The sequence below is a fragment of the Streptomyces sp. NPDC090083 genome, assembly GCF_044747445.1.
GTDB lineage: Bacteria > Actinomycetota > Actinomycetes > Streptomycetales > Streptomycetaceae > Streptomyces.
In genome coordinates, this window is the sequence record NZ_JBIVED010000013.1 from 12658 (window position 1) to 33076 (window position 20419).

Here is a 20419-nt window from a genome sequence, read left to right on the forward strand (position 1 = left end):
GCGGGTCGCCTTCTTGGACAGTCGGCGCTGCCAGGGGTGGTTCCGCCCGTGGACCCGAGTGATCACGTGGTGCTTCATGTGTAGCGGTCACGTCATTCGTTCTTGCCGCCAAGGTTGTCCACCGGTGCAGGCAGCGTCTCCAGCTCATCCCTCTTGTGCATCCTCAGAGTAACGGGCCCGTAGAGAATCCGGCTATGGAAAGCGGGACCGCGCTCCACGGCGTAGGCGAGCATCGCAGTTGCATGCACCCTCGGAAACCCGCATATCGCCACTCGGGGAGAAATCAATTCAGTCTCCGAACATACCCGCGAACGGGTCGGGTTCACCGGTCCACGGGGAGATTCCGGCCTTCCTGAGCCGCTGTTCCTCGGCCCTGTGCAAGAAACGCGGAGAGGCGACCCCCCAGAGTGAAACCGCGCCCAGCGGGCATTCGTCAAATTCCGCGCGGAACAGACGGCACAGAAACTCCACCATTCCGGACCGGTATTCGGTCCATCGCGCGTCGTCCTGGTTCCAAACCGCCACGGGCCACCTGTCAGGATCAGTATCCGTAGCCAGCCAGCACAGAAGGTCCGCACTGGAATCCACTCCCCAGGCGACGAGGCGCGGAGTGTCCACCGCCTGCGGCCTGGCGGTCCGCCACATGTCCTGCGCGTTCCACGTTTCCTGTTGCATGCCCTGGTACGAGGACTCACCGCCGGGTTCGCTGTGGACCTCGGGTGCCATCAACGACAAGTAGTCATCAATCGCACCTTCGCCGTACTCGGCCATGAACTCCTTGTAGTCGCTGGGGAAACGGGTGCCCCAACTGTCCTCGATAGTGCGCCAGTCCACTGTGTCACCGGCTCCCGGATGGGAGGGCATGATGCGTCTCACTTCTTCAAGCCAGGACACGAATCCATCACCTCTCGAAGGTTATTACGGCGTTGAGCCGGTCGGCACGCCAACGCCAGTGCGGCTGTCCACCACCGTGCCGAGATTCTTCATCCCCTGCCGTGGACTGTAGATCGAGTTCGGGACGGGCTGGCTGAAGGAAATGCCGGGGGAACCATCGGGCAACGTACCGCGGGCCGTGATGTCGAAGGATACTGGCACGGTCCTCGAACCGGCATAGCGGGGCGTCACCGTGTAGTGCACCACTTGTCCACTGTCGATGGCACTCTTCACCTGGCTCTCGTAGGAGTACATGTGGTCCTCGATGCGACCATCACCGTTGATGGCGACATTCGCCTGACGTGAGCACGTTGCGAGATTCCGCAGATCCGTTCCCGATCCGCTGAGGTCCTTGCCGAGCAGATGGCAGGCGTTGATCGATTTGCTGGCGTCGAGGCCGAGATAGCCCGCGTAAGCCTTACCCCACTGATAGCCGGCCGGGGTGACCTTACTCGGGTCGGTCTTGCTTCCCTTGTGCTCGGTCAGGTAGTCGCTGTCCAGGCACGCCTCCACGCCGGTGGCCCGGTTGCCGTTCGCACTGTCGAGATCACCCAGCTCGACCCAGCCCCCGCCGCCGCGACGGCAGTCCCCACGGTTCTGGGTGTCCGTGCCTGTCCCGTTGCCGTCGCCGAGCAACCCGTTCGGGGCCAGCGCCTCGATCGGGATGAACGCCAGGATGCCAGCCAGGTCGAGCATGGACTGGGCGGAGACGGTCGCGTCTACGCCGTCTCCCGGGGACCAGCCCCCGTCCTCGTAGTCCGCCTCGGGCTTCGCACGGGCAGGTGCGGGGACCGGGTTGGACCCGTTGTTGGGGTTCTGGTCGATGGGCGGAGCGGGCGGGATGATCACGCAGGACGAGCAGCCGCCCGAGCCGGTTCCCGTGCCGGTACCGGTGCCTGTGCCCGTCCTGGCTCCGGTGTAGACGAGTGCCGAGGAACCGGGGGCTTGGTTCGGGCCGGTGTAGACGAGTGCCGAGGAGCCCTGCGGCTGGCTGACCGCGGTGTAACCGTCGTTGTACCTGGGGCTGTTCCAGCCCCACACGTTCAGGAAGATCTCCGCCGCGAGACCGTAGCCGCGCCCGCCGAACATCCTGGCGTACCTGAAGATGTTGCCGATGTTCCGGTCGAGCCAGTCGTTCCTGGGCTGGTACGGGACGGTCCTCCGGTACGGGACGTCCTTGACCTTGGTGTCATGTCCGGTGGGGTCGGTGCCACCCAGCGGGTTGCCGCCGCTGTAGGTGTAGCGGTTGGCCTGCTGGGTGACGGGGTCGAGCTGCCAGGTGTCGCGGGAGCTGAAGCTTCCGGTGCCGGGCTGGTACCAGCGGGCGGCCATGTTGACGTCGCCGCCGTCGGGGTCGGTGTAGCCGGACTGGTAGCCGACGGCAGGGGTGGTGCCGTTGGTGGCGGTCTCCTTGCCGAAGGGGTCGTAGGCGGTGGAGCCGGTGACCTGGAGGCCGTTGGGGGCGAGGCCGACGGTCAGGTCGGTGTGCTGGTCGGTGACGGCCCATTGCTTGGTGGTGCCGTCGGTGAGGGACAGCAGGGTGCCGCCGGGGGTGCGGTTGTAGGCGGTGGTGTCGTCGCTTGCGAGGTCGTTGGAGCCGCCGTCGTAGGTGAAGGTGGTCGAGCCGCGGGTCTGGACGCGGTCAAGGGAGTCGTAGGTGTAGCCGATCGATCCGTCGGTGATCTTGCGTTCGAAGGCGTCGGAGGTCTGTGTGCGGGTCGTGGTGCCGGTGGTCGTCGTGGCGAGGGTGCCGCGTGCGGTGTAGGTGTACGTGCTCGAACCGTCAGTCAGCCGGCGGTTGCGGGCGTCGTACGTCGCCGTGGTCGTACCGGCCGTGGTGCGGTTGTCGGCCGCGTCCCACGCGTAGGGGACGCTGGTGCCGTCCTTCGTCCAGGTAGTGAGGCGGCCCGCGTAGTCGTAGCCGTAAGTGTTGCTGCCCGCTCCGGCCGTGCCGGTCGTCGTCTTCGACGTCAGGTTGCCGTCCAGGTCGTAGCCGTACCCGGTGGAGGCGGTCGTCGTGGCTCCGTCGGGTGTGGTGACGGCGTCGCTCTTGAGGCGGCCGAAGTCGTCGTACAGGTAGGTGCGTCTGGCAGTGGCGGTGTACGAGGTCGCACCGTCAGGCTTCGTGGCGTACTGCTCCAGGCGCAGGCGTCCTGCGGCGTCGAAGTCGTACCAGATGTCGTTGTTGGTGATCGAGTCCCAGACCCAGTCGAGGCGTCCGGCGCTGTCGTAGCCGTAGTTGGCCGTGCCCGCCCCGGTCTTGCGGACGGTCATGTTGCCGTCGGCGTTGTAGGTGTACGCGGCGGTGCCTGCGGGGCCTGCGGCGGTCAGGAGTTGGCTGCGGTCGTTGTAGGTGTAGGTGTTCTCGGTGAGTCCGTCGGCGGTGCCCACGGCGGTGAGGCGGCCGGCGAGGTCGTAGGAGAGGGATCGGGCCGTGGTGGTGGCTTCCGCTCCGGTGCCGGTCTCGCCGGTCAGGCGGCCCAGGCCGTCGTAGGTTTGCTCGCGCTCGACGCCGCCCGGGAGGGTTTCGGAGACGGCCTGGCCGGCCTTGTCGTAGGCGGTGGTCCAGGTGCGGTCGGCGGCGGCAGGGTGGGCCGTGGTGGAGGGCTCGATGGTGGACTCGGGCAGGTTCCAGGTGTTGTAGGTGTAGGTGGTCTTGTTGCCGCGGCCGTCGGTGAGGCGGGTCTGGTTGCCCGCCGCGTCGAACCCGAACGACGTGGTGATCGACTCGTCGGCGGAGACGGGCTGGACCTGCGAGGTCGTCCGGCCCAGTGCGTCGTAGGTGTAGGTGGTGCGTGTCTTGGTCTGCGGGGAGATCGCGGCGGTCTGGTTGCCCTCCACGTCGTACTCGGCGGTCGTGGTGCGCAGTGCCGTCGTCCCGGTGCCGTACTCCGTCGTCGCGGTCACGTCGCCGAGCACGTCGTACGTCGTGGTGGTGCGGCGGTTGGTGGCGTCCGTGGTCTCGGTCTGGCGGCCCAGGCCGTCGTGGCCGTACTTGGTGGTGCCCGCTGGGTCGGTGGTCGTCAGGGGCTCGCCCGCCGGGTTGTAGGTGGCGCTGGTGGTGGTCCCGGATGGGGACTTCGACGCGGTCTGGTTGCCGGCGTCGTCCCAGGTGTAGGCGCTGACCAGGTTGACCGTGCTCGGGTAGCGCTCGACGGTGGTGGCGGTCAGACGGCGGCCCAGTTCGTCGTACGTCGACTCGGTGCGCGCGCCCGTCGGGTCGGTGAGCGAGAGCTGGAGTCCGGTCGGGGTCCAGGTGGAGCGGGTGACTCCGCCGCCGTCGGTGCCGGTGGTGTTGAGCAGGTCCGAGTCGGTCTGCGCGGCAACGGCCGCGGCAGCGTCGGCCACTGGGTCGGTCTTGCTGATCACCTGGCCGAACTGGTCGTAGCCGTAGCGCGTGGTCCGGCCCAGCGGATCGGTGACCGTCAGCGGCAGGCCGAGGGCGGTGTAGGTGGTGCGGGTGGTCGCCGTCAGCACGGTGGTGGAGCCCGGTGGGGTGTAGTCGGGCAACGTCACGGCCGTCGTCCGGCCGAGGCGGTCGACCTCGGTGTGGCTGACCTTGCCGCGGGCGTCCTTCGCATCGGTGGCCTCACCGAAGGTGTTGTAACCGGTCAGTGTGGTCGGCTTGACCGCGACCGCGGTCCCGCCGTTCTCCTCCACCGAGACGGACGGAGAGGTCTCCTGCACCGGGCGGCCCAGGGCGTCGTAGCGGTAGGTGGTGGTGTGGGCCGTCGCGTCGGCGCCGATGACGTTGCCGCGCGGGCTGACCGTCGTGAGCGGCAGGCCCCGGTCGTCGTAGGTGCCCGTGGCGGTGTACGTGGTGGTGCCGTCGGTCGTGGTCTGCTTGGTGACGTTGCCCGCGCTGTCGTACTCCGACTGCACCGTCATCGTCTTGTCGGAGCTGATCGACTGCGTCTGCTGCTCGACCCTGTCGTCGCCGTCGTAGGCGAGGGTCGTGGTGCGGGCGAGGCCGCCCGGGTCGAGGACGCTCGTCGTCGTCCGTCCCAGCGCGTCGACCGTGAAGGTCTGTGTGCTCCCGCCGCCGGTGACCTGCTTGGTCATGTTGCCGGCCGCGTCGTAGGTGTTGGCCTCCTGCACGATGTCACGCTTGCTGCCGTCGGTCTGGGTGACCTGCTTGGAGGTCGTCGTGGCCGCCAGCCCGTCGTCGAAATAGGTGTACGACGTCGTCGCGCCCATCGCATCCGTCGTGGACGCCAGGCGTCCCGACGGGTCGTAGGCGTTCGACTCGACTGTCAGATCGTGGACCGTGCCCGACGGATCGCCCGCCCAGTCGTCCAGGACAGCTGTCGCCCGCTTGCCCTGCGCGGTGTAGGTGTAGGCGAGATGCGTGCCTGCGGGGTCCGTCATGCCGCTGACCCTGCCGAACGCGTCGTGCTCGTAGGAGGTGACATTGCCCTCGGCGTCCGTCACGGAGTCGTTGAGTCCGTGGGAGTCGTAGTGCTGAGCGGCCGTCCGTGTGGTGTCCCCGCCGCTGGTGTCGGCGGTCGACTCGGACAGCAGGTTCCCGTCCTCGTCATAGGAGCGCGTGATCTTCGCGGTGTGCGTGGTTCCAGTGATCTCGTTCTTCACACCGGCGCCCGTCTCGGACACCACATGCGAAGCCTGGTCATAGCCGTAACCGGTGATCACCCCGGACGGAAAGGAGTCCGACACCTGCTTCTGCGTCAGCTTTCGCCCCAGCCCGTCATAGGTGTACGACGTCACCAGCCCGGACGGTGAGGTCACCTGCGCCAGATCGCCGTTGGCGAAGTACCCGTACGACGTCTTCGCCCCACCCGTCGTCGTCTCCGTCAGCACCAGCCCGGCCGGGACCGTCCCCCCACCGACCGCGCTCTCCGTGCCCGCCGTGTACGCCGTCACGGAGTTGGAGCCGTCCGGCCGTTCCGTGGCCTTGATCAGCCCGAGCGTGCTGTAGGTGTGGGCGGTGCGGTAGCGGTCGTCGAAGCGGTCGGTCGAACGCTGGTCGCGATAGGTCAGGGGCTTGTCGTTGCGCGGGTCGAGCGTGTCGCCGGAGTTCAGGTAGTACGTGCTGAAGCTGGTCCAGCAGGAGTCGGCGTCCCGGCACGTCGTCGTCGACACGACGTTGCCGCGCGCGTCTCGCCCGGTGACGGTGGCGTGTCCGTTCGCGTCGGTGACGGTGTGCAGGTTGCCGAGGCTGTCGTAGTTGTACGACGTCACGGCACCGGAGGCGTCCTTGCGGGACAGCACCCGCTGACCGTTGAGGGCGTCATAGCCGGCCGTGCTGGTGTGCTCGGCGGGGTCGGTGACCGTCACCGTGGCGGTGAGGCCCGAGTCGACCGCCTCGGCCTGCGCCCGATAGTGGGATGAGACCTGGTCGGCGCTGAGTGCGTCCCGGTAGAGGGCGACCTCGTCGACCTGCCCGTCGAGGTAGTAGGTCCCGGAACTCTGGCCCATCCAGCCGGAGCTGGCGTATCCCCCGCCGACGTAGGCGTACGTCCGGGACTGGTCGACCATCGTGCCCTCCAGTTCGCCGACGCTGACGCCGTCGAGGTAGAGGGTCTGGGTCGTCTCGCTCGCGGAGAGGACCACGTGGTGCCACTTGCCGTCGGTCACCGCCGTCGAAGAGACGATCGGGGTCGCGCCGGTCACACCGGAGAGGTAGAACTCGCCGCGCAGCTTGCCGTCGCCATCGATGTTCAGGGCCGGGCGCCAGGAGGTCGGGGTCGAGCCGACGGCCGCGCTCTGGAAGCCCAGCAGGACTGCCTTCGGAGTCGACGTCCTGAACCACATCTCGGCGGACAGCTCGGTCGCCGAGGCAGGTATCGAGCCGGGTATCTGGATGGTGCCGCCGCCGCTGAGCTGTACGGCCCGGTTGTCACCGGGGCCGAAGACGCCCGTCTGGTCGACGGCCGACACACCGCCCGCGTCAGGCTTGAGGATCGCCGCCATCGACGTTCCGCCGACCGTGCTGTTCAGCGTCGTGCCCTCGGACTCGCCGAGCCGCCAGTACGCGGCAGGCGCGTCCGCGACGGCCACCCCGTCGTACTGGTCGCCCCGGCCGGTCACCAGGGCGCGGCGGGCCTGGATGTGCTGGTTCGGTGTATCGGTCTCACCGGCGGTCCACTTGACGTACTTCCAGATGGAACCGGTGTTCACGAACGTCACCAACGCCTTGTCGTAGAAGGCGACTTCGTCGATCTGACCGGTGAAGTTCCGGTACCCGGCAGCCTGCCCGTCCCAGCCGCTGGAGGAGTAGCCGCCGCCGACGAACACCTGGCTGAAGCGGTCGGCCACGACACCCGTGGCGGTGCTGCCCTGATAGTCGCCGTCGACGAACAGGGCCTGGATGCCCTGGTTGCCGGTGAGCAGGACGTGGTGCCATGTGTCGTCGGTGACCGCCGACTTGGAGACGAGGCCGGTCGCACCACCGCTGAACCGTCCGCGCAGTTTGCCGTCGGAATCGATCAGCAGCATCGGACGCCAACTGGTGGGTGTGTCACCGATGTCGGCGTTCTGGTTCGTGACCAGGACACCCTGGGTCTTCGTCTTGAACCAGAGCTCCACGGACATGGACGTCTTGGTGCCCAGCGTCTCGACGGGCATCTCGACCGCGCTGTCCCCCGCGAAGGCCACCGAGGTGTCGTCGCCGTCGGAGAAGATTCCCGCACTGCCCAGCCGCGCCCCGTCGAGGTAGCTGCCCACGTAGTCGTCGCCGAGCGGACTCGCCGCCTCGGCACCCGTGCGCTCGCCCAGACGCCAGTACCCCGTCGGGCCACTGCGCTGAATGGCGTCCGCGTAGGAGGACGAGGAGGTGGAGTAGGTGGGTGCGGAGACCTTCCAGGTGCCGCCGTTGGCATCCGTGTGCCGGGCCAGCCGGCCGGTGACACCGTCGTAGGCGGCCGTCGCGTGCACCCGCCCCGACGGCAGGGTGACCTTGGTGAGTTGGCCGACGGTGTTGCGGGCGGTGTAGTGCTCGGAGACGGTCGCCGGGTCCAACGTGTGGTCGTAGAAGGCGACTTCGTCCATCTGCCCGTTGAAGTGGTATTCGCCCTCCGCGAGCCCCATCCAGCCGGAGCTTCCGTAACCGGCCCCGAGGTAGGCGTAGTCGCGGGACTGCTCGGTCAGGACGCCGTCCAGGGTGCCGACCTTGGCGCCGTCCAGGTACAGGGTCTGCGTGTTGACGGCGGCGGAGAGCACGGCGTGGTGCCACTTGCCGTCGGTCACCGCCTTCGAGGAGGTGATGGGTGTGGCGCCCGGGCTGCCGGTGAGGTACAGCTCGCCGCGCAGCTTGCCGGAGCCGTCGATGTTCAGGACCGGGCGCCAGGAGCTGGGCTTCTCTCCCAGCTCGGTGTTCTGGAAGCCGACCAAGACCCCGGAGGCCGTACTCGTTTTGAACCACAGCTCGATCGTCGGGAAGGCCGCCGTCTTCAGTGTGTCGGAGGGCAGTTCGACGACCGAGTCGGTGCCGTCGAAGGTCACCGAGGTGTCTGTCGTCCCCGCGATCGCTGAGTCTGCGCCCAGCACCGTGTCGCGGTGCACGGCGTCGTTCATCCCGGTCCGCGAGACGGCCTCGCTGGCCGCCACGGAACCCTCGCTCTCGCCGAGACGCCAGTAGGAGGTCGGGCTCGCGTCCAGGACACCGCTGCGGTAGACCGAGCCCGAGGCGTACTCGTACACCGTGCACTTGGTGGTCGAGGACGGCGGGCACACAGTGGTCAGTTGGTCACCTGTGTAGGTGTACGACCAGGTCAGCCCCTCCGTGTTCGCGTCGACGGTGCTGGTGGTGACCGTCGTGACGTGGCTGCCGGTCCAGCCGAACGACAGCGAGCGGCCCGACAGATCGTCGGTGACCTTCTTCACCGGGCCGCCGGTCGCGGTCTCGTGCGTGATGGTCTGCCCGTGCCCGGCGGCGTCCGTGATCCTGCTGAGTACACCGCTCGCCAGGAACCGGTAGGTGGCGCCGGAACGCTCCCGCAGCACCCACTCCGTCGACTGTTTGGCCAGCGTCAGCGACCCACTGGACGGCCCGGTGTACGTACCGTCGGCGTTCTTCCCGAACCGTGACTGTGAGGCGTCGGCCAGCGTGACGAGGACCGATGATGTGGCGGGCTCCTCCCTCAGCTGCATGTCCCAGCGCGTGGACCAGCCGGTGCCGAAGGCGCCGCCGGTGCGCGGGTCGAGGGAGTTGTAGGTCCGGGTCAGGGACAGCTCCGGGCCCACGGTCGTCAGTGCCGCGTCTGTCGCCGCCGTGACGTAGTTCCCCTCCCGGGTGCCGATCTCGCTGCCCCCGTCCGCGCCGCCGAGGTGGCTGGTCACGTTCGGCTGCGGCACCTGTGTGGTGAACAAGGCGGCACCGGGCCGGGTGGACGAGGTGGAACCGTCATAGGCGTAGCCGTACCAGGCGTACGTCTTGTTCCACGACAGCCAGCCCGAGGTCACCGGCCACTGCTGCTCACTCGACTTCGCACTGGTCTTACAGTTCAGGCGCAGATTGCTGCCCTTGACCTCGCACACCTCGAACCAGTACTGGAGAGCGGCTTTCGGGTAGCGGTCGGCGTCGGTGCCCTTCGCCCACAGGGTCGGCGTGAGTGTGCTGACGGTGACACCGCTGCCCGGGGACTCGGCGGTGAGCTGCGGCGGGATGTTGACGGCTGACAGTTTGACGGAGGGGCCGGGGACACCGGCCGTGGTGAAGCGGCTGATGCCGACGTCGTCCATCGTCCACTGGAGGGTGTACGTCCCCGGTGTCAGCGGTGCGATCTTGGCGTCCAGGGTCACGGACTCACCGGGCGAGATCGCTTGCGGCATCTTCGTCCAGCGGATCTTGGAGCTGTCGGTGATCTCGTTGCCGTTCGCGTCGAACAGGTTGTACCGCAGCTGATGGTTACCGCCGGAGGGCCAGGTTTCCTGCCCTTGGTTGGTGACGGTGACGGTCTCCGAGCCCTCGGTCGTCGCAGTCACGGCGGCGGTGAAGTCACCGAGTTTGTAGGCGGCGCCGTACTTGGTCCAGGTGACGTCCAGACTGGGCTTGCCGTTCGGGTAGTCGTCGGAACCGAACTGCTTCCAGCCCTTGGAGTCCGTCGAAGACGCCTTCACCGCCAGGCCGTAGTTTTTCTTCCGGCCGTGCGTCCAGTCGTCGACCAGTTTCCGTCCCGCCGAACCGAGCTTGATGGTCGACCAGGCGGGACCGCAGGACCAGGTCTCCGTGCCGGTGGGCCTCCAACCGTGCGCGAAGCTCTTCGAGGCTAGCGACGAACCGGTCGACGGGCCGGGCCACTTGGAGGTCGTGGACTCCGACCAGTTGGAGGTGATGGGGTGCACGGTCACCGGACGCGCCGTGCAGGACTGCGACCAGGTGTTGTAGAGCGCGAGGTTGGCGCTGAGCACCCAGGCGTTCTTGAGGGTGGTTTCGAGACCGCTGAACCGCAGGAAGGCGGCGGCCTTGTGGTCACCGCCGTCGTACGTGCCGACCTTCAGAACCGTGTCGGTGGCGAAATTCTGGGTGTACGGGTACTCGACGTAGGTGCCGGAGGTGGCGTCGACGGACTTCACGGACGGATCGACGCGGACCGGGAAGACCCGCGCGGGATCGGTCAGCCAGTCCTTGTCCAGCGTGACGACGAGGACCTGGCGGCCCTCCTCCTCGGTCAGGCTGTAGTGGACACCCGAAGAAATCACGCCTTCGTTGGAGTTGGGCGCGAGGTTGGAATCCTGCATCCAGCCAGCCGGGGTCCAGGCACGGAGTGCGCCGTCGGCGTCGGCGAAGGTGACGTTGCCGTACTCGTCGAGCGCAGCACTCAGACCGTCCAATGCGAGCGGGAAGCGCCACTCGGTGGGCGCGCCCGCGTCCTTGAGGACCAAGGTCTCCTTGACGGATGCGTTTCCCGCTACGAACTCGACGTCGGAGTGTGGGCGTACGTCCTCATAGGTCAGGGTGCTGCCCTCGGCCTGCCCGGCGGCGGCACTGGCGTCATCGACGCCGTACCCGACGGATACCCCTTCTTCGACCGCCATGCTGACGATCGGGTCGGCGTCGGCGGTCCCGCCGAACTCGATCTGGGCCTCGGTGGAGGCGGTCTCGAAACCGTCCTCGGCGGCGCTCATGGTGCTCGGGCCTGGGCTGTCCTTCGGTGCGAGGGAGGTGTCGATGACCTTCCAGGAGCCGTCCCCGGCACGGAAGTTGACTTGCTCGTCGTAGTAGCGGGTGGTGTAGGTGCCGTCCGGATTGAGGTACGTCCGCTCCTGTTCGCCGCGCCTGCTCTTGAGCTCCTTGCTGCGCTCAGAGTCGAAGCCCTCGGGGGTGGCGACGGCCGGTGAGGCAACCCTCTGGACCGCGCCCGGGCTGGGAGTCCTGCCCGTGCTCGGGATGCTGGTGAGGCTCTCCGTCCGCTCACCGGAGACCTCCCCGGGCCCGGCCAGAGCGCCTGTGCGGCCTCCCTTGGCAGAGGCGTCCGTAGCGTCCGCGGATGCTGTGTGACTGCGTCCGGCCGCCGAACCCCAGCTCTGCTCGGGCGCCGCTGTCGTGCCGCTGTCGGCCGCAGACAGCGCCAACGTGGACGCGCCTTGCTCGGTCCCGGCCAGTACAGCCAGAACGAAGGCGACAACGACACCAAGCGGACGTGCAGAACGCACTGGATCCCCCCACCCTTACGGATCAAGAACGAGGAGATTCTTAAGAGATCTTTACGTGCATGTGCAAGGTTTGCTCACTGTTTCCTTACCTCTAAGTGATAAAGGTCACGGGATACTTACCGGCAAACATTCGCACCACCGGACGATGATCACTTACCGCCAGAACTGGGTCCACACCCTCTTGAACGACTGCCGGCTCATGGACGCTCTCCGAGGACGGTTGGCCCAGCGTTCGGTGTCGTGGTGACGGCGGACATCCACTCGGGACAAGCGGCGCGGTTCGGTGCTGCGCGGTGGAGCTGCGGCTACCTGGCGGGCTGACGTGCCGAGGCTCGCGGTCAGGGATCTGGAGCCGGGAGACACTGCTCTGAGGGCGACGTGCGGATCCGTTGACGACTCGGCCGCGACCGGCCGGCCGACGTTACTTTCCGCCACGAGGCATCTGCTCATCCGGTAACGCCGCAACCGCAACTCGGAGTGGACGGGGCGCTGAGACGCCGAGCAACCAGGGATCGACTCCTTCCCTGCGGCCAGATCGCCGCCCACCTACCGCGTGGCGCGCCCGATTTCATCGATGAACGCAACCGGGCATCGTAGGTTCAACTCCCCTGGTTCATGGCCCACCTTCGGGAAAAGTCAGGGTGTCAGCGTCGGCGCAGGAGCATCAGGCGCCGGTGGGCTGTCGACTTCAGGTCGTCGTCGGTGCCTTCGAGTAAGCGCAGTCCGCGCGCGGCCGGCTGGTCGCCCTTCGGGCTAGAGTCGGCGCTGGGGCGGATGGGCGCGTAGTGGGCCAGGTAGAGGGCGTCTTAAAAGCCGGTCAGCGGGCAAGTTTCCTGCTAGTGGGGCAGTGGCGCACTTTCGGGGTCTGGGGTGTGCGGGCTGCGTTCCGGTTACGCGACTGATCTGTCCGATCCGGAGTGGGAGATCCTCCGTCCGCTGGTTCCGGCGGTCAAGCTCGACGGACGACCGGCGATACACGCGCGGCGAGGGGTCCTGAACGCGCTGGCGTACTGGCTGTGGGCCGGCTCTGCCTGGACACTGCTGCCGCATGACCTGCCACCGTGGCAGACCGTTTACCACTGCTAGCGGCGATGGCAGCAAGAGGGCGTGTGGGAGCGGATGTTGACGGCGCTGCGCGAACGCGAGCGGTTCCAGCTCGGCCGGGATCCCACGCCCAGCGCGGCCATCGTGGACAGTCGGAGCGTGAGGGGTAGTGAGCGTGGTGGCCTGCACGGGTGCGACGGCGGCAAGAAGGTCAGCGGCATCAAGCGCCACCTGCTCGTTGATACCCGCGGCACCGTCCTGGTCGCCTGTGTGAGCCCGGCGATCGCGACGGAGCCGCAGTCCTGTTGGCTTGCGCTACCGGTGCTTTCTCGGGCCTTCGGCACGTGTGGGCGGACCAGGGCTACCGCGGCGCCGACTTCCACGCCTGGGCCCGGGAAGCCACCGGTTCACCGTGCAGGTCGTCCGGTGCCACGACAGAGGGTTCCGCTCGACCCGGGCGAAGGTAGGCACACTACCTCCGGAAGTGCCCCTCTTCGCGGTCGTCCCGCGACGTTGGGTCGTAGAGCGGACGTTGTGCGCCACGAGGCGCCCTGTTTGTATCCCCGGCTGAGCCGGGAGGAACTCGGAAGGAGCTTTCCGGGCCGGATGACTTACCTGGATCCGAAAGGTGAAGGGGACGACAGCATGTCAGAAAACCAGTGACCGGGCCCAGTTGTCAGGGACGGCGTGCTGGGCGGCCCGCGCGATATGGCGAAAACTGGATTGTTTGAAGCCTAATCTCCAGAAGATGCAAATTCCCATCCGCCGGAAATGACAGCTGAAACCGGCGCCGCACTCTGCTCCGGCTTCGAGGAGACCTTCCGGTCCGGCAGGGGTCTGACCGGACCGGACGATCACCCAAGTCGGACACTGGACATCTGGCACCGCTGGGTCACCCTCGCCATGTCCGCCCATGCCTTCCTCGGGTTGTCCGCCCCGCCCACTGTTCGGCGCACCATGCCGGTATCGACGGACTGCTGGGCTTGTGAGTTTGTGGCTGATGGATCGTGTCCGGCGGAGTTTTTTTGGTCCGCGAATGGTCCGGCAGGAATCTCCTGAGGCGCCAGAATGTAGCCTTAGGGAATTAATCGATTACGTTGGGTATTCTCTGTGGTGGGTTGCCTGGAGTGCAACAGTGCCTCCAGGCAACCCACTTGAGACCCTAGAAGAAGCCCAGCTTCTTCGGCGAGTAGCTCACGAGGAGGTTCTTCGTCTGCTGGTAGTGCTCCAGCATCATCTTGTGGTTCTCACGCCCGATGCCGGACTGCTTGTAGCCGCCGAACGCCGCGTGCGCGGGGTACGCGTGGTAGCAGTTCGTCCACACCCGGCCCGCCTGGATCGCCCGGCCCGCGCGGTAGGCCGTGTTGATGTCCCGGGTCCACACGCCGGCGCCGAGGCCGTAGAGCGTGTCGTTGGCGACCTTGATCGCGTCGTCGAAGTCGCCGAACGACGTCACCGAGACCACCGGCCCGAAGATCTCCTCCTGGAAGATCCGCATGCGGTTGTCACCCTCGAAGATCGTCGGCTGGACGTAGTAACCGCCCTTCAACTCGCCGTCGTAGTCGAGGCGTTCGCCACCCGTAAGGACCTTCGCGCCTTCCTGCCGGCCGATGTCCAGGTAGGAGAGGATCTTCTCCAGCTGGTCGTTGGAGGCCTGCGCGCCGATCATCGTGTCCGTGTCGAGCGGGTGTCCCGGCTTGATCAACTCGGTGCGGGCGACGGCCGCCTGGATGAAGTCCGCGTAGTGGCCGCGCTGGATGAGCGCCCGGGACGGGCAGGTGCACACCTCGCCCTGGTTGAGCGCGAACATCGTGAAGCCCTCGAGCGCCTTGTCGAGGAAGTCGTCGTTCGCCGAGGACACGTCGTCGAAGAAGATGTTCGGCGACTTGCCGCCCAGCTCCAGCGTGACCGGCTTGATGTTCTCGGAGGCGTACTGCATGATCAGCCGCCCCGTCGTGGTCTCGCCGGTGAACGCGACCTTCGCCACGCGCGGGCTGGACGCGAGCGGCTTGCCCGCCTCCACACCGAAGCCGTTGACGATGTTCACCACACCCGGCGGCAACAGGTCCGCGATCAGGCTCATCCAGTAGTGGATCGACGCCGGTGTCTGCTCGGCCGGCTTGATGACGACCGCGTTGCCCGCCGCGAGCGCGGGCGCCAGCTTCCATGTCGCCATCAGGATCGGGAAGTTCCACGGGATGATCTGCGCCACGACCCCGAGCGGCTCATGGAAGTGGTACGCCACGGTGTCGTCGTCGACCTCGCCCAGCGAACCCTCCTGCGCCCGGATCGCCCCCGCGAAGTAGCGGAAGTGGTCGATGGCGAGCGGGATGTCGGCGGCCAGGGTCTCGCGGACCGGCTTGCCGTTCTCCCAACTCTCCGCGACCGCGAGCGGCTCCAGGTTCGCCTCCATCCGGTCGGCGATCTTGAGCAGGATGTCGGAGCGCTCGGTCACCGAGGTCCGGCCCCAGCCCGGCGCTGCCGCGTGCGCCGCGTCCAGCGCCCGCTCCACGTCCTCCGCGGTGCCGCGCGCGATCTCCGTGAACGGCTGCCCGTTCACCGGTGACGGGTTCTCGAAATACTGCCCGCGGGCCGGCGGCACGTACTCGCCGCCGATGAAGTGGTCGTAGCGCGCCTGGTAGGAGACGATCGCGCCCTCGGTGCCGGGTGCCGTGTAACGGGTCATCCTGGTCTGCCTCCCGGAACAGCGCTGCCCGCCGTTGGGCAGCTCTCGGCCCGAGGCTAGGGGCTGGGACGTTGCATGTACGTTGCGCGGGAGCGGTGGGGGAGGGCGGGTCCGGGGGGCGGGTGCGAGGCCGGATCCGGGCCGCGGTGGAGAGAGCGGGCGGGATTCGGGCGATGTCGAGCGGGGCTTCTGGTGGCTGGTGCGCGTGGCTCCGCGTGGCTTGCGTCCGGCGCCAAGTGACGTACGCCGACGACCTGTCACCCCCAACCGTGCTACGTCAGTGACCCGCTCGGTGCGACCACGCGGCCGGTGCCGCCAGCTCGGACTCCAGCGCGGCGAGCCGGGAACGCACCGGTGCCGTCGGGCGTATCGCCGCGAGCGCCCGCCAGACGTCGAGGTCGTCCTCGCCCCATGGCGCGTGCGCCCAGTCCGCCAGCAGGTCGGGGTCGCGGCGGGCGATCAGCGCCGTACGGAGGCCGTCCGCGAGCCGGGCCCTGAGCCGGACCACCGCCGGTGCCTGCGAACCCGGCAGCAAGGGACCCGTGTACGCCGACGCCGCTCCCGTCACCGCGCCCCCTTCCAACCGCCGTTCGACGATCGTCACATCGGACTCGACCGGCACCGTCAGCCGGTACGGACGCGAGGCGAGCAGGCCCGGCCCCAACAGCCGCCTCAGTCGCGCCAGTTCGGCCCGCAACGTCACCGGTGGCACCGACTCGTCCTCGTACAGCGCGCACAGCAGCTCGTCGCCGGTCAGTCCCTCGGGATGCCGGGCCAGCAGTACCAGGATCTCGCTGTGCCGGCGGCTCAGCCTCACCTTGCGTTCATCGACGCACAGTTGGGCCTCGTCCCGGCCGAGCGCGGTCAGCTCCGGGCCGTCGACGGTTGTCTGTTCCGGTGCGAGCAAGGCCAGTTGGGACTCTGCGGCCCGCGCCACCGCCTGCACGAAGCCGAGGCTGTGCGGATGCGCCAGACCGTCCCCGCCGGTGATGTCCACGGCGCCGAGCACCCGCCCCGTCCGCGGATCGTGTACCGGAGCCGCCGCGCACGTCCACGGCTGCACCCGCCGGATGAAGTGCTCGGCAGCGAACACCTGCACCGGGCGGTCCAGGGCGACCGCCGTACCCGGCGCGTTCGTCCCGACCGCGCTCTCCGCCCAGCGCGCACCCGGCACGAAGTTCATCCCGCCCGCCTTCCGGCGGGTCGCCGGATGCCCCTCGACCCACAACAGCCTGCCCTGTGCGTCGCACACCGCGAGCAGATGCTCTCCGTCCGCGGCGAACGTGCCCATCAGCTCCCGGATCAGCGGCATCACCCGCGCCAGCGGATGCTCCGCCCGGTAGACACCCAGGTCGCCGTCCGTCAGCTCCACACTCGCCGTGCCCTCGGTGCCGACACCGGCCCGCGCGGAACGCCGCCAGGACTCGGCCACCACCGACCGCACCGGCTGCGGCACCGTGCCGGCCACGGCGAACGTCTCGTGCGCCCGGCGCAGCACCCGCACCCGCTCGGCAGGGTCGGCCCCCGGCTCCAGGGCCACCCATGGATCGGTCAACTCGGCCTCCCCTGAAGTCGATACGACGGCGAAGCGACGGTGATACGGCGGCGACGCGACGGCGATACAGCGGTGATCTTGCGGTGCTTCTTCGTTGCTTCTGCGGTGCTCGTGCGGTGATGCGGTCGGCGATACCGCAGCGACACGACCGCGGCACGTCGCCGCACGGATGCGGACATCGTCACTCCGCAGACCGATCCGGACAACCGTTTCGACCAGGTACGCACCGAACGAGCCGCGACACTTCCCGAACCTGCCCGGCTTCGCCTCCGCTCAGGCGGAATTGACCAGCCTCATGTACCGCGTCCAGTCCCAGTTCGGCCCCGGATCGGTGTGGTCCGTACCCGGCACCTCGTAATGCCCGATGATGTGCGCCCTGTCCTTCGGAAGCCCGTACTTCGTGCAGATCGCCGCCGTCAGCCGGGCCGACTGCTCGTACAACGCGTCCGTGAACCACTGGGGTTGGTCCACCCAGCCCTCGTGCTCGATGCCGATGCTGCGGGTGTTGTAGTCCCAGTTCCCCGCGTGCCAGGCGATGTCGGCCTCGCGCACGCACTGCGCCACATGTCCGTCGGCCGAGCGCACGAGGTAATGCGCGGACACTTTCTTCTGCGGATTCTGGAAGATGGACAGGGTGTGGGGATACGTCTCCTGCGTGACGTGGATGACCACGTAGTCGAGGGGATAGGTGCTGGGGCGTTTGGACGCCGTGTAGTTGGAGGTGCTCGCCGGCTGCCATTCGGCCGACGGGTAGTCGACGGCCTGGGTCTGTGCGCCGGCCTCCGCGTCGGGAAGTAACGCGTAGGGGACGGCGGCGAGGGCGGCGCCCTTCAGCAGCCATCGCCTGCTGGGGAGCGGTCGTGCCCGTTCCATGCTCGGGGACCTTTCTGGTCTGTGCCGGGGTGCCGTTCAGCACCGGGGTGTCATGCAGCGTGGGAGTGCCGCTCGGCTCGGGAGGGCCGTTCAGCCCTGGAGCGCCGCCGCGGTCTCCCGCAGTCGCGCGTGCAGTCCGCGGTGTGTCTCACGCGCGGGCAGCCATTCCTTGCGGATCTTCGCCACGCAGGTGTAGTTGGTGTCGCACACGTTGGCCAACGGCGATTCGACCGCCTGGGTTGCGAATTGGTAGGCGTCCAGTTCGCTGAAGCCGTAGTCGCGGACCAGCCAGCGCACCAGGTCGAGCTGGGAGATCCGGAACGCGTCCTCCAACGGCCGTGCCGAACCCGTCGAGATGATGTGCGTGTCCGACTCAATGCGCGGCCAGGGTGTGGCGACACCCTTGAGCAGTTCCACGATCACCACGGTGTTCATCGCGCACTCGACGGCGACTCCGCAGGTCTCGCCCTCACCCTGTCGGGCGTGCCCGTCGCCGAGGCTGAGCAGCGCGCCCTCCACGTTCACCCCGAGGTAGCAGGTGACCCCGGCCCGCATCTCAGGGGTGTCCATGTTCCCGCCGTGCGCGTCCGGCACCAGCGCCGAACGCACCTCCAGATTGGCGGGGGCCACGCCCACCGTGCCGTGCATCGGGTCGAGAGGCAGCTCGATCTCGATGTCGTTGTCCCGCGCGCGGAACAACGCCGTACGGCGGGTCCGGTCCAACTGCCAGATCCAGACGGTCTCCGGAAGCGGCGGCTGCAGCGTGGCCGTGGTGTGCGTCGAGGTGAGCGCGCCGAAGAGGGGGACGGTGGTCGAGGCCGCCCAGTCGCGCGCCGGTTCGATCGACACGAAGTGCACGGCGACCGTGTCGTCAGGCTCGGCGCCCTCCACATGGAAGGGGCCGGTCTGCGGGTTGAGGTATGGGAACTCGCACACCTCCGACACCAGGTCCTTCTCGGACCGCACCCGTCCCGCGAAGCAGTCCTCCGTGTACAGGTCGAGGACCGTGCCGGGCGTGATGCGGGCCACGGGCGGGGCGCCGCCGAACGTCCAGGCGTAGTCGCCCGGTTCGGGCCGCACCGTCAGGATCCGGGGGTCGTTCATGGCTGTACTGCTCCGTTCTGCGGATGACCGGTGGGGCCGGGTTCGTCGAGGTGGACACGGGCGGTTCCGGCTATTCGCTCGGGGTGGCGTCGCAGCAGGACGAGCAGGACCACGACTCCCGCCGCCATCCAGACGCCGACGACGGGTCCGGCGTAGGACACGGGCGGGGTCAGCTCGGTCACGAAGTCGAAGGCCGGGATGCCTGCCGCGGTGAGAAGGGCGGGGACGAACGCGATGATCCCCAGGAGCGGGACCAGCAGGTGGCGTAGCGGCTTGAGCAACTCGCGTCTGCGGCGCAGGAAGTAGCCCGCGCAGGCGAGGTTCACGACGATGTAGACGGCGATGACGACCGTGACGATCACCGTGGCCAGGAGAAGGAACGCCGTCACCGGGTCGTAGCCGAGGCCGAGGCCCAGTACGGCTCCCACCGCGATGACGCTCTGGACGGCGATGCCGACGACGGGGGAGCGGTGGCGTGGGTGCAGGGTGGCCAGTACGCGGGGGAGTACCCGGATGCGGGCCAGGGCGAAGGCGGTGCGGGTCGATACGGTGGCGCACGCGTTGGCGTTGGCGATCGTCGAGTTGACCACGGCCAGGAACACCAGCACCCAGAACAGTCCGAACGACGCGCGGGCCACGCCCTCCCAGGAGGCGGCGCCGTCGGCGCCGAAGCCGCTGAAGCGGTCAGGCCCGAAGTACACGGTCATGGCGTAGGTCGTCAGCACGTAGAACAGGCCGATCCCGAGGGCCGCGCCGAGTACCGCGCGGTGCATCGTCCGGCGCGGGTCGCGTGTCTCCTCGGCGAGTGGTGCCGCGGCCTCGAACCCGGCGAATGCGAGCACCGTGTAGACCGAACCGGCGAAGACCCCGCCGAGGCCCGAGTAGTCCTTGCCGGTGTGCGAAGTGCCGAACACGGAGAGGGTGTTGGCGCTGCCGGCCTTGCCGATCAGCCAGACGGCGAACACCAGGAAGACCAGGATCTCGAAGACGCCGAGGACAGTGCCGAAGCGTGCGGAGGTTCTCACTCCCAACCAGCCCGCTACCGCGATGATCACGGCGCCCGCGAGCGCCCACGGCCACCACAGGCTCTCCGGATACGAGTGCCACTCCTGGTGCAGTGTGCCCGCCGTGGTGAACCCGAGTTGGAGGAGCAACAGGGGCGGGATCAGCGCCTCCACGAAGACATAGCCCCAGCCGACGAGGAAGCCGACGGCCGGGTGCAGTCCCTGCGCCGCGTAGGTGGCCACCGAGCCCGCGGCGGGTAACTCGCGGGCCAGCTCGGCGACGCAGGACGCGGTGAACAGGCAGGCCACCAGCGCGATCAGTACCGACAGCGGGAGGCTTCCGCCCGCGAAGGCCGCGCCCGACGGGATCGACGCGGCGACCGCTGCGGCCGGTGCCATCGCCGTGACGCTCTGGAAAAGGACCTCGCGCAGCCCGACGGCATCTCGCCGCAGTCCCGGAACCGTCTCCGGCCCTCGTACTGTCTCCCCCGACACGTGAATCCCCCCTCGTCCACCGGCATCCGCACGCCGTCGTCACGACTCGACGGCTGCGCCTCACGTGAATCACCGTACGGCGCCCGCGGGTTGGGCAGTAGGGCGTGGCGC

Annotated in this window: 9 protein-coding genes; 2 read left to right on the forward strand and 7 right to left on the reverse strand. The window is 68.2% G+C overall.

Annotated elements, in window-relative coordinates; all coding sequences use genetic code 11:
- Nucleotides 1–288: 288 nt before the first annotated feature.
- Nucleotides 289–894: an SMI1/KNR4 family protein gene (locus ACIPTO_RS34840; RefSeq protein ID WP_401198728.1), complete on the reverse strand. Its 606-nt coding sequence runs from the start codon at nt 892–894 to the stop codon at nt 289–291.
- A gap of 24 nt (nt 895–918) precedes the next feature.
- Nucleotides 919–11547: a LamG-like jellyroll fold domain-containing protein gene (locus ACIPTO_RS34845; protein ID WP_401198730.1), complete on the reverse strand. Its 10629-nt coding sequence runs from the start codon at nt 11545–11547 to the stop codon at nt 919–921.
- Between the two features lie 870 nt (nt 11548–12417).
- Here ACIPTO_RS34845 and ACIPTO_RS34850 point away from each other — a divergent pair.
- Nucleotides 12418–12633, forward strand: a complete 216-nt coding sequence (locus ACIPTO_RS34850) for a transposase (RefSeq protein ID WP_401198732.1) — start codon at nt 12418–12420, stop codon at nt 12631–12633.
- A 33-nt stretch (nt 12634–12666) separates the two neighbouring features.
- Entirely contained in the window at nt 12667–13254 is a 588-nt protein-coding gene (locus tag ACIPTO_RS34855; protein ID WP_401198734.1) for a transposase, read from the forward strand.
- A 499-nt stretch (nt 13255–13753) separates the two neighbouring features.
- On the opposite strand, the gene ACIPTO_RS34860 is transcribed toward ACIPTO_RS34855, so the two are convergent.
- The 5 genes from ACIPTO_RS34860 to ACIPTO_RS34880 all read right to left on the reverse strand — a co-directional run bounded on the left by ACIPTO_RS34860 (nt 13754) and on the right by ACIPTO_RS34880 (nt 20266).
- The gene (locus ACIPTO_RS34860; protein WP_366320627.1) at nt 13754–15277 is read right to left on the reverse strand and encodes an aldehyde dehydrogenase family protein; all 1524 of its coding nucleotides are present in this window, start codon (nt 15275–15277) and stop codon (nt 13754–13756) included.
- Between the two features lie 277 nt (nt 15278–15554).
- On the reverse strand, nt 15555–16832 hold the full coding sequence (locus tag ACIPTO_RS34865) for a GAF domain-containing protein (RefSeq protein WP_401198736.1): 1278 nt from the start codon (nt 16830–16832) through the stop codon (nt 15555–15557).
- 273 nt (nt 16833–17105) lie between these two features.
- Nucleotides 17106–17705: an N-acetylmuramoyl-L-alanine amidase gene (locus ACIPTO_RS34870; RefSeq protein ID WP_401198738.1), complete on the reverse strand. Its 600-nt coding sequence runs from the start codon at nt 17703–17705 to the stop codon at nt 17106–17108.
- Between the two features lie 90 nt (nt 17706–17795).
- Complete coding sequence (locus ACIPTO_RS34875; protein ID WP_401198740.1) at nt 17796–18809, reverse strand: acetamidase/formamidase family protein; 1014 nt, start codon at nt 18807–18809, stop codon at nt 17796–17798.
- Nucleotides 18806–20266 (reverse strand): APC family permease, encoded by a 1461-nt coding sequence (locus tag ACIPTO_RS34880; RefSeq protein WP_401199077.1) that lies wholly within the window; start codon nt 20264–20266, stop codon nt 18806–18808. Before ACIPTO_RS34880 ends, ACIPTO_RS34875 begins: the two co-directional genes overlap by 4 nt.
- Nucleotides 20267–20419: the final 153 nt, after the last annotated feature.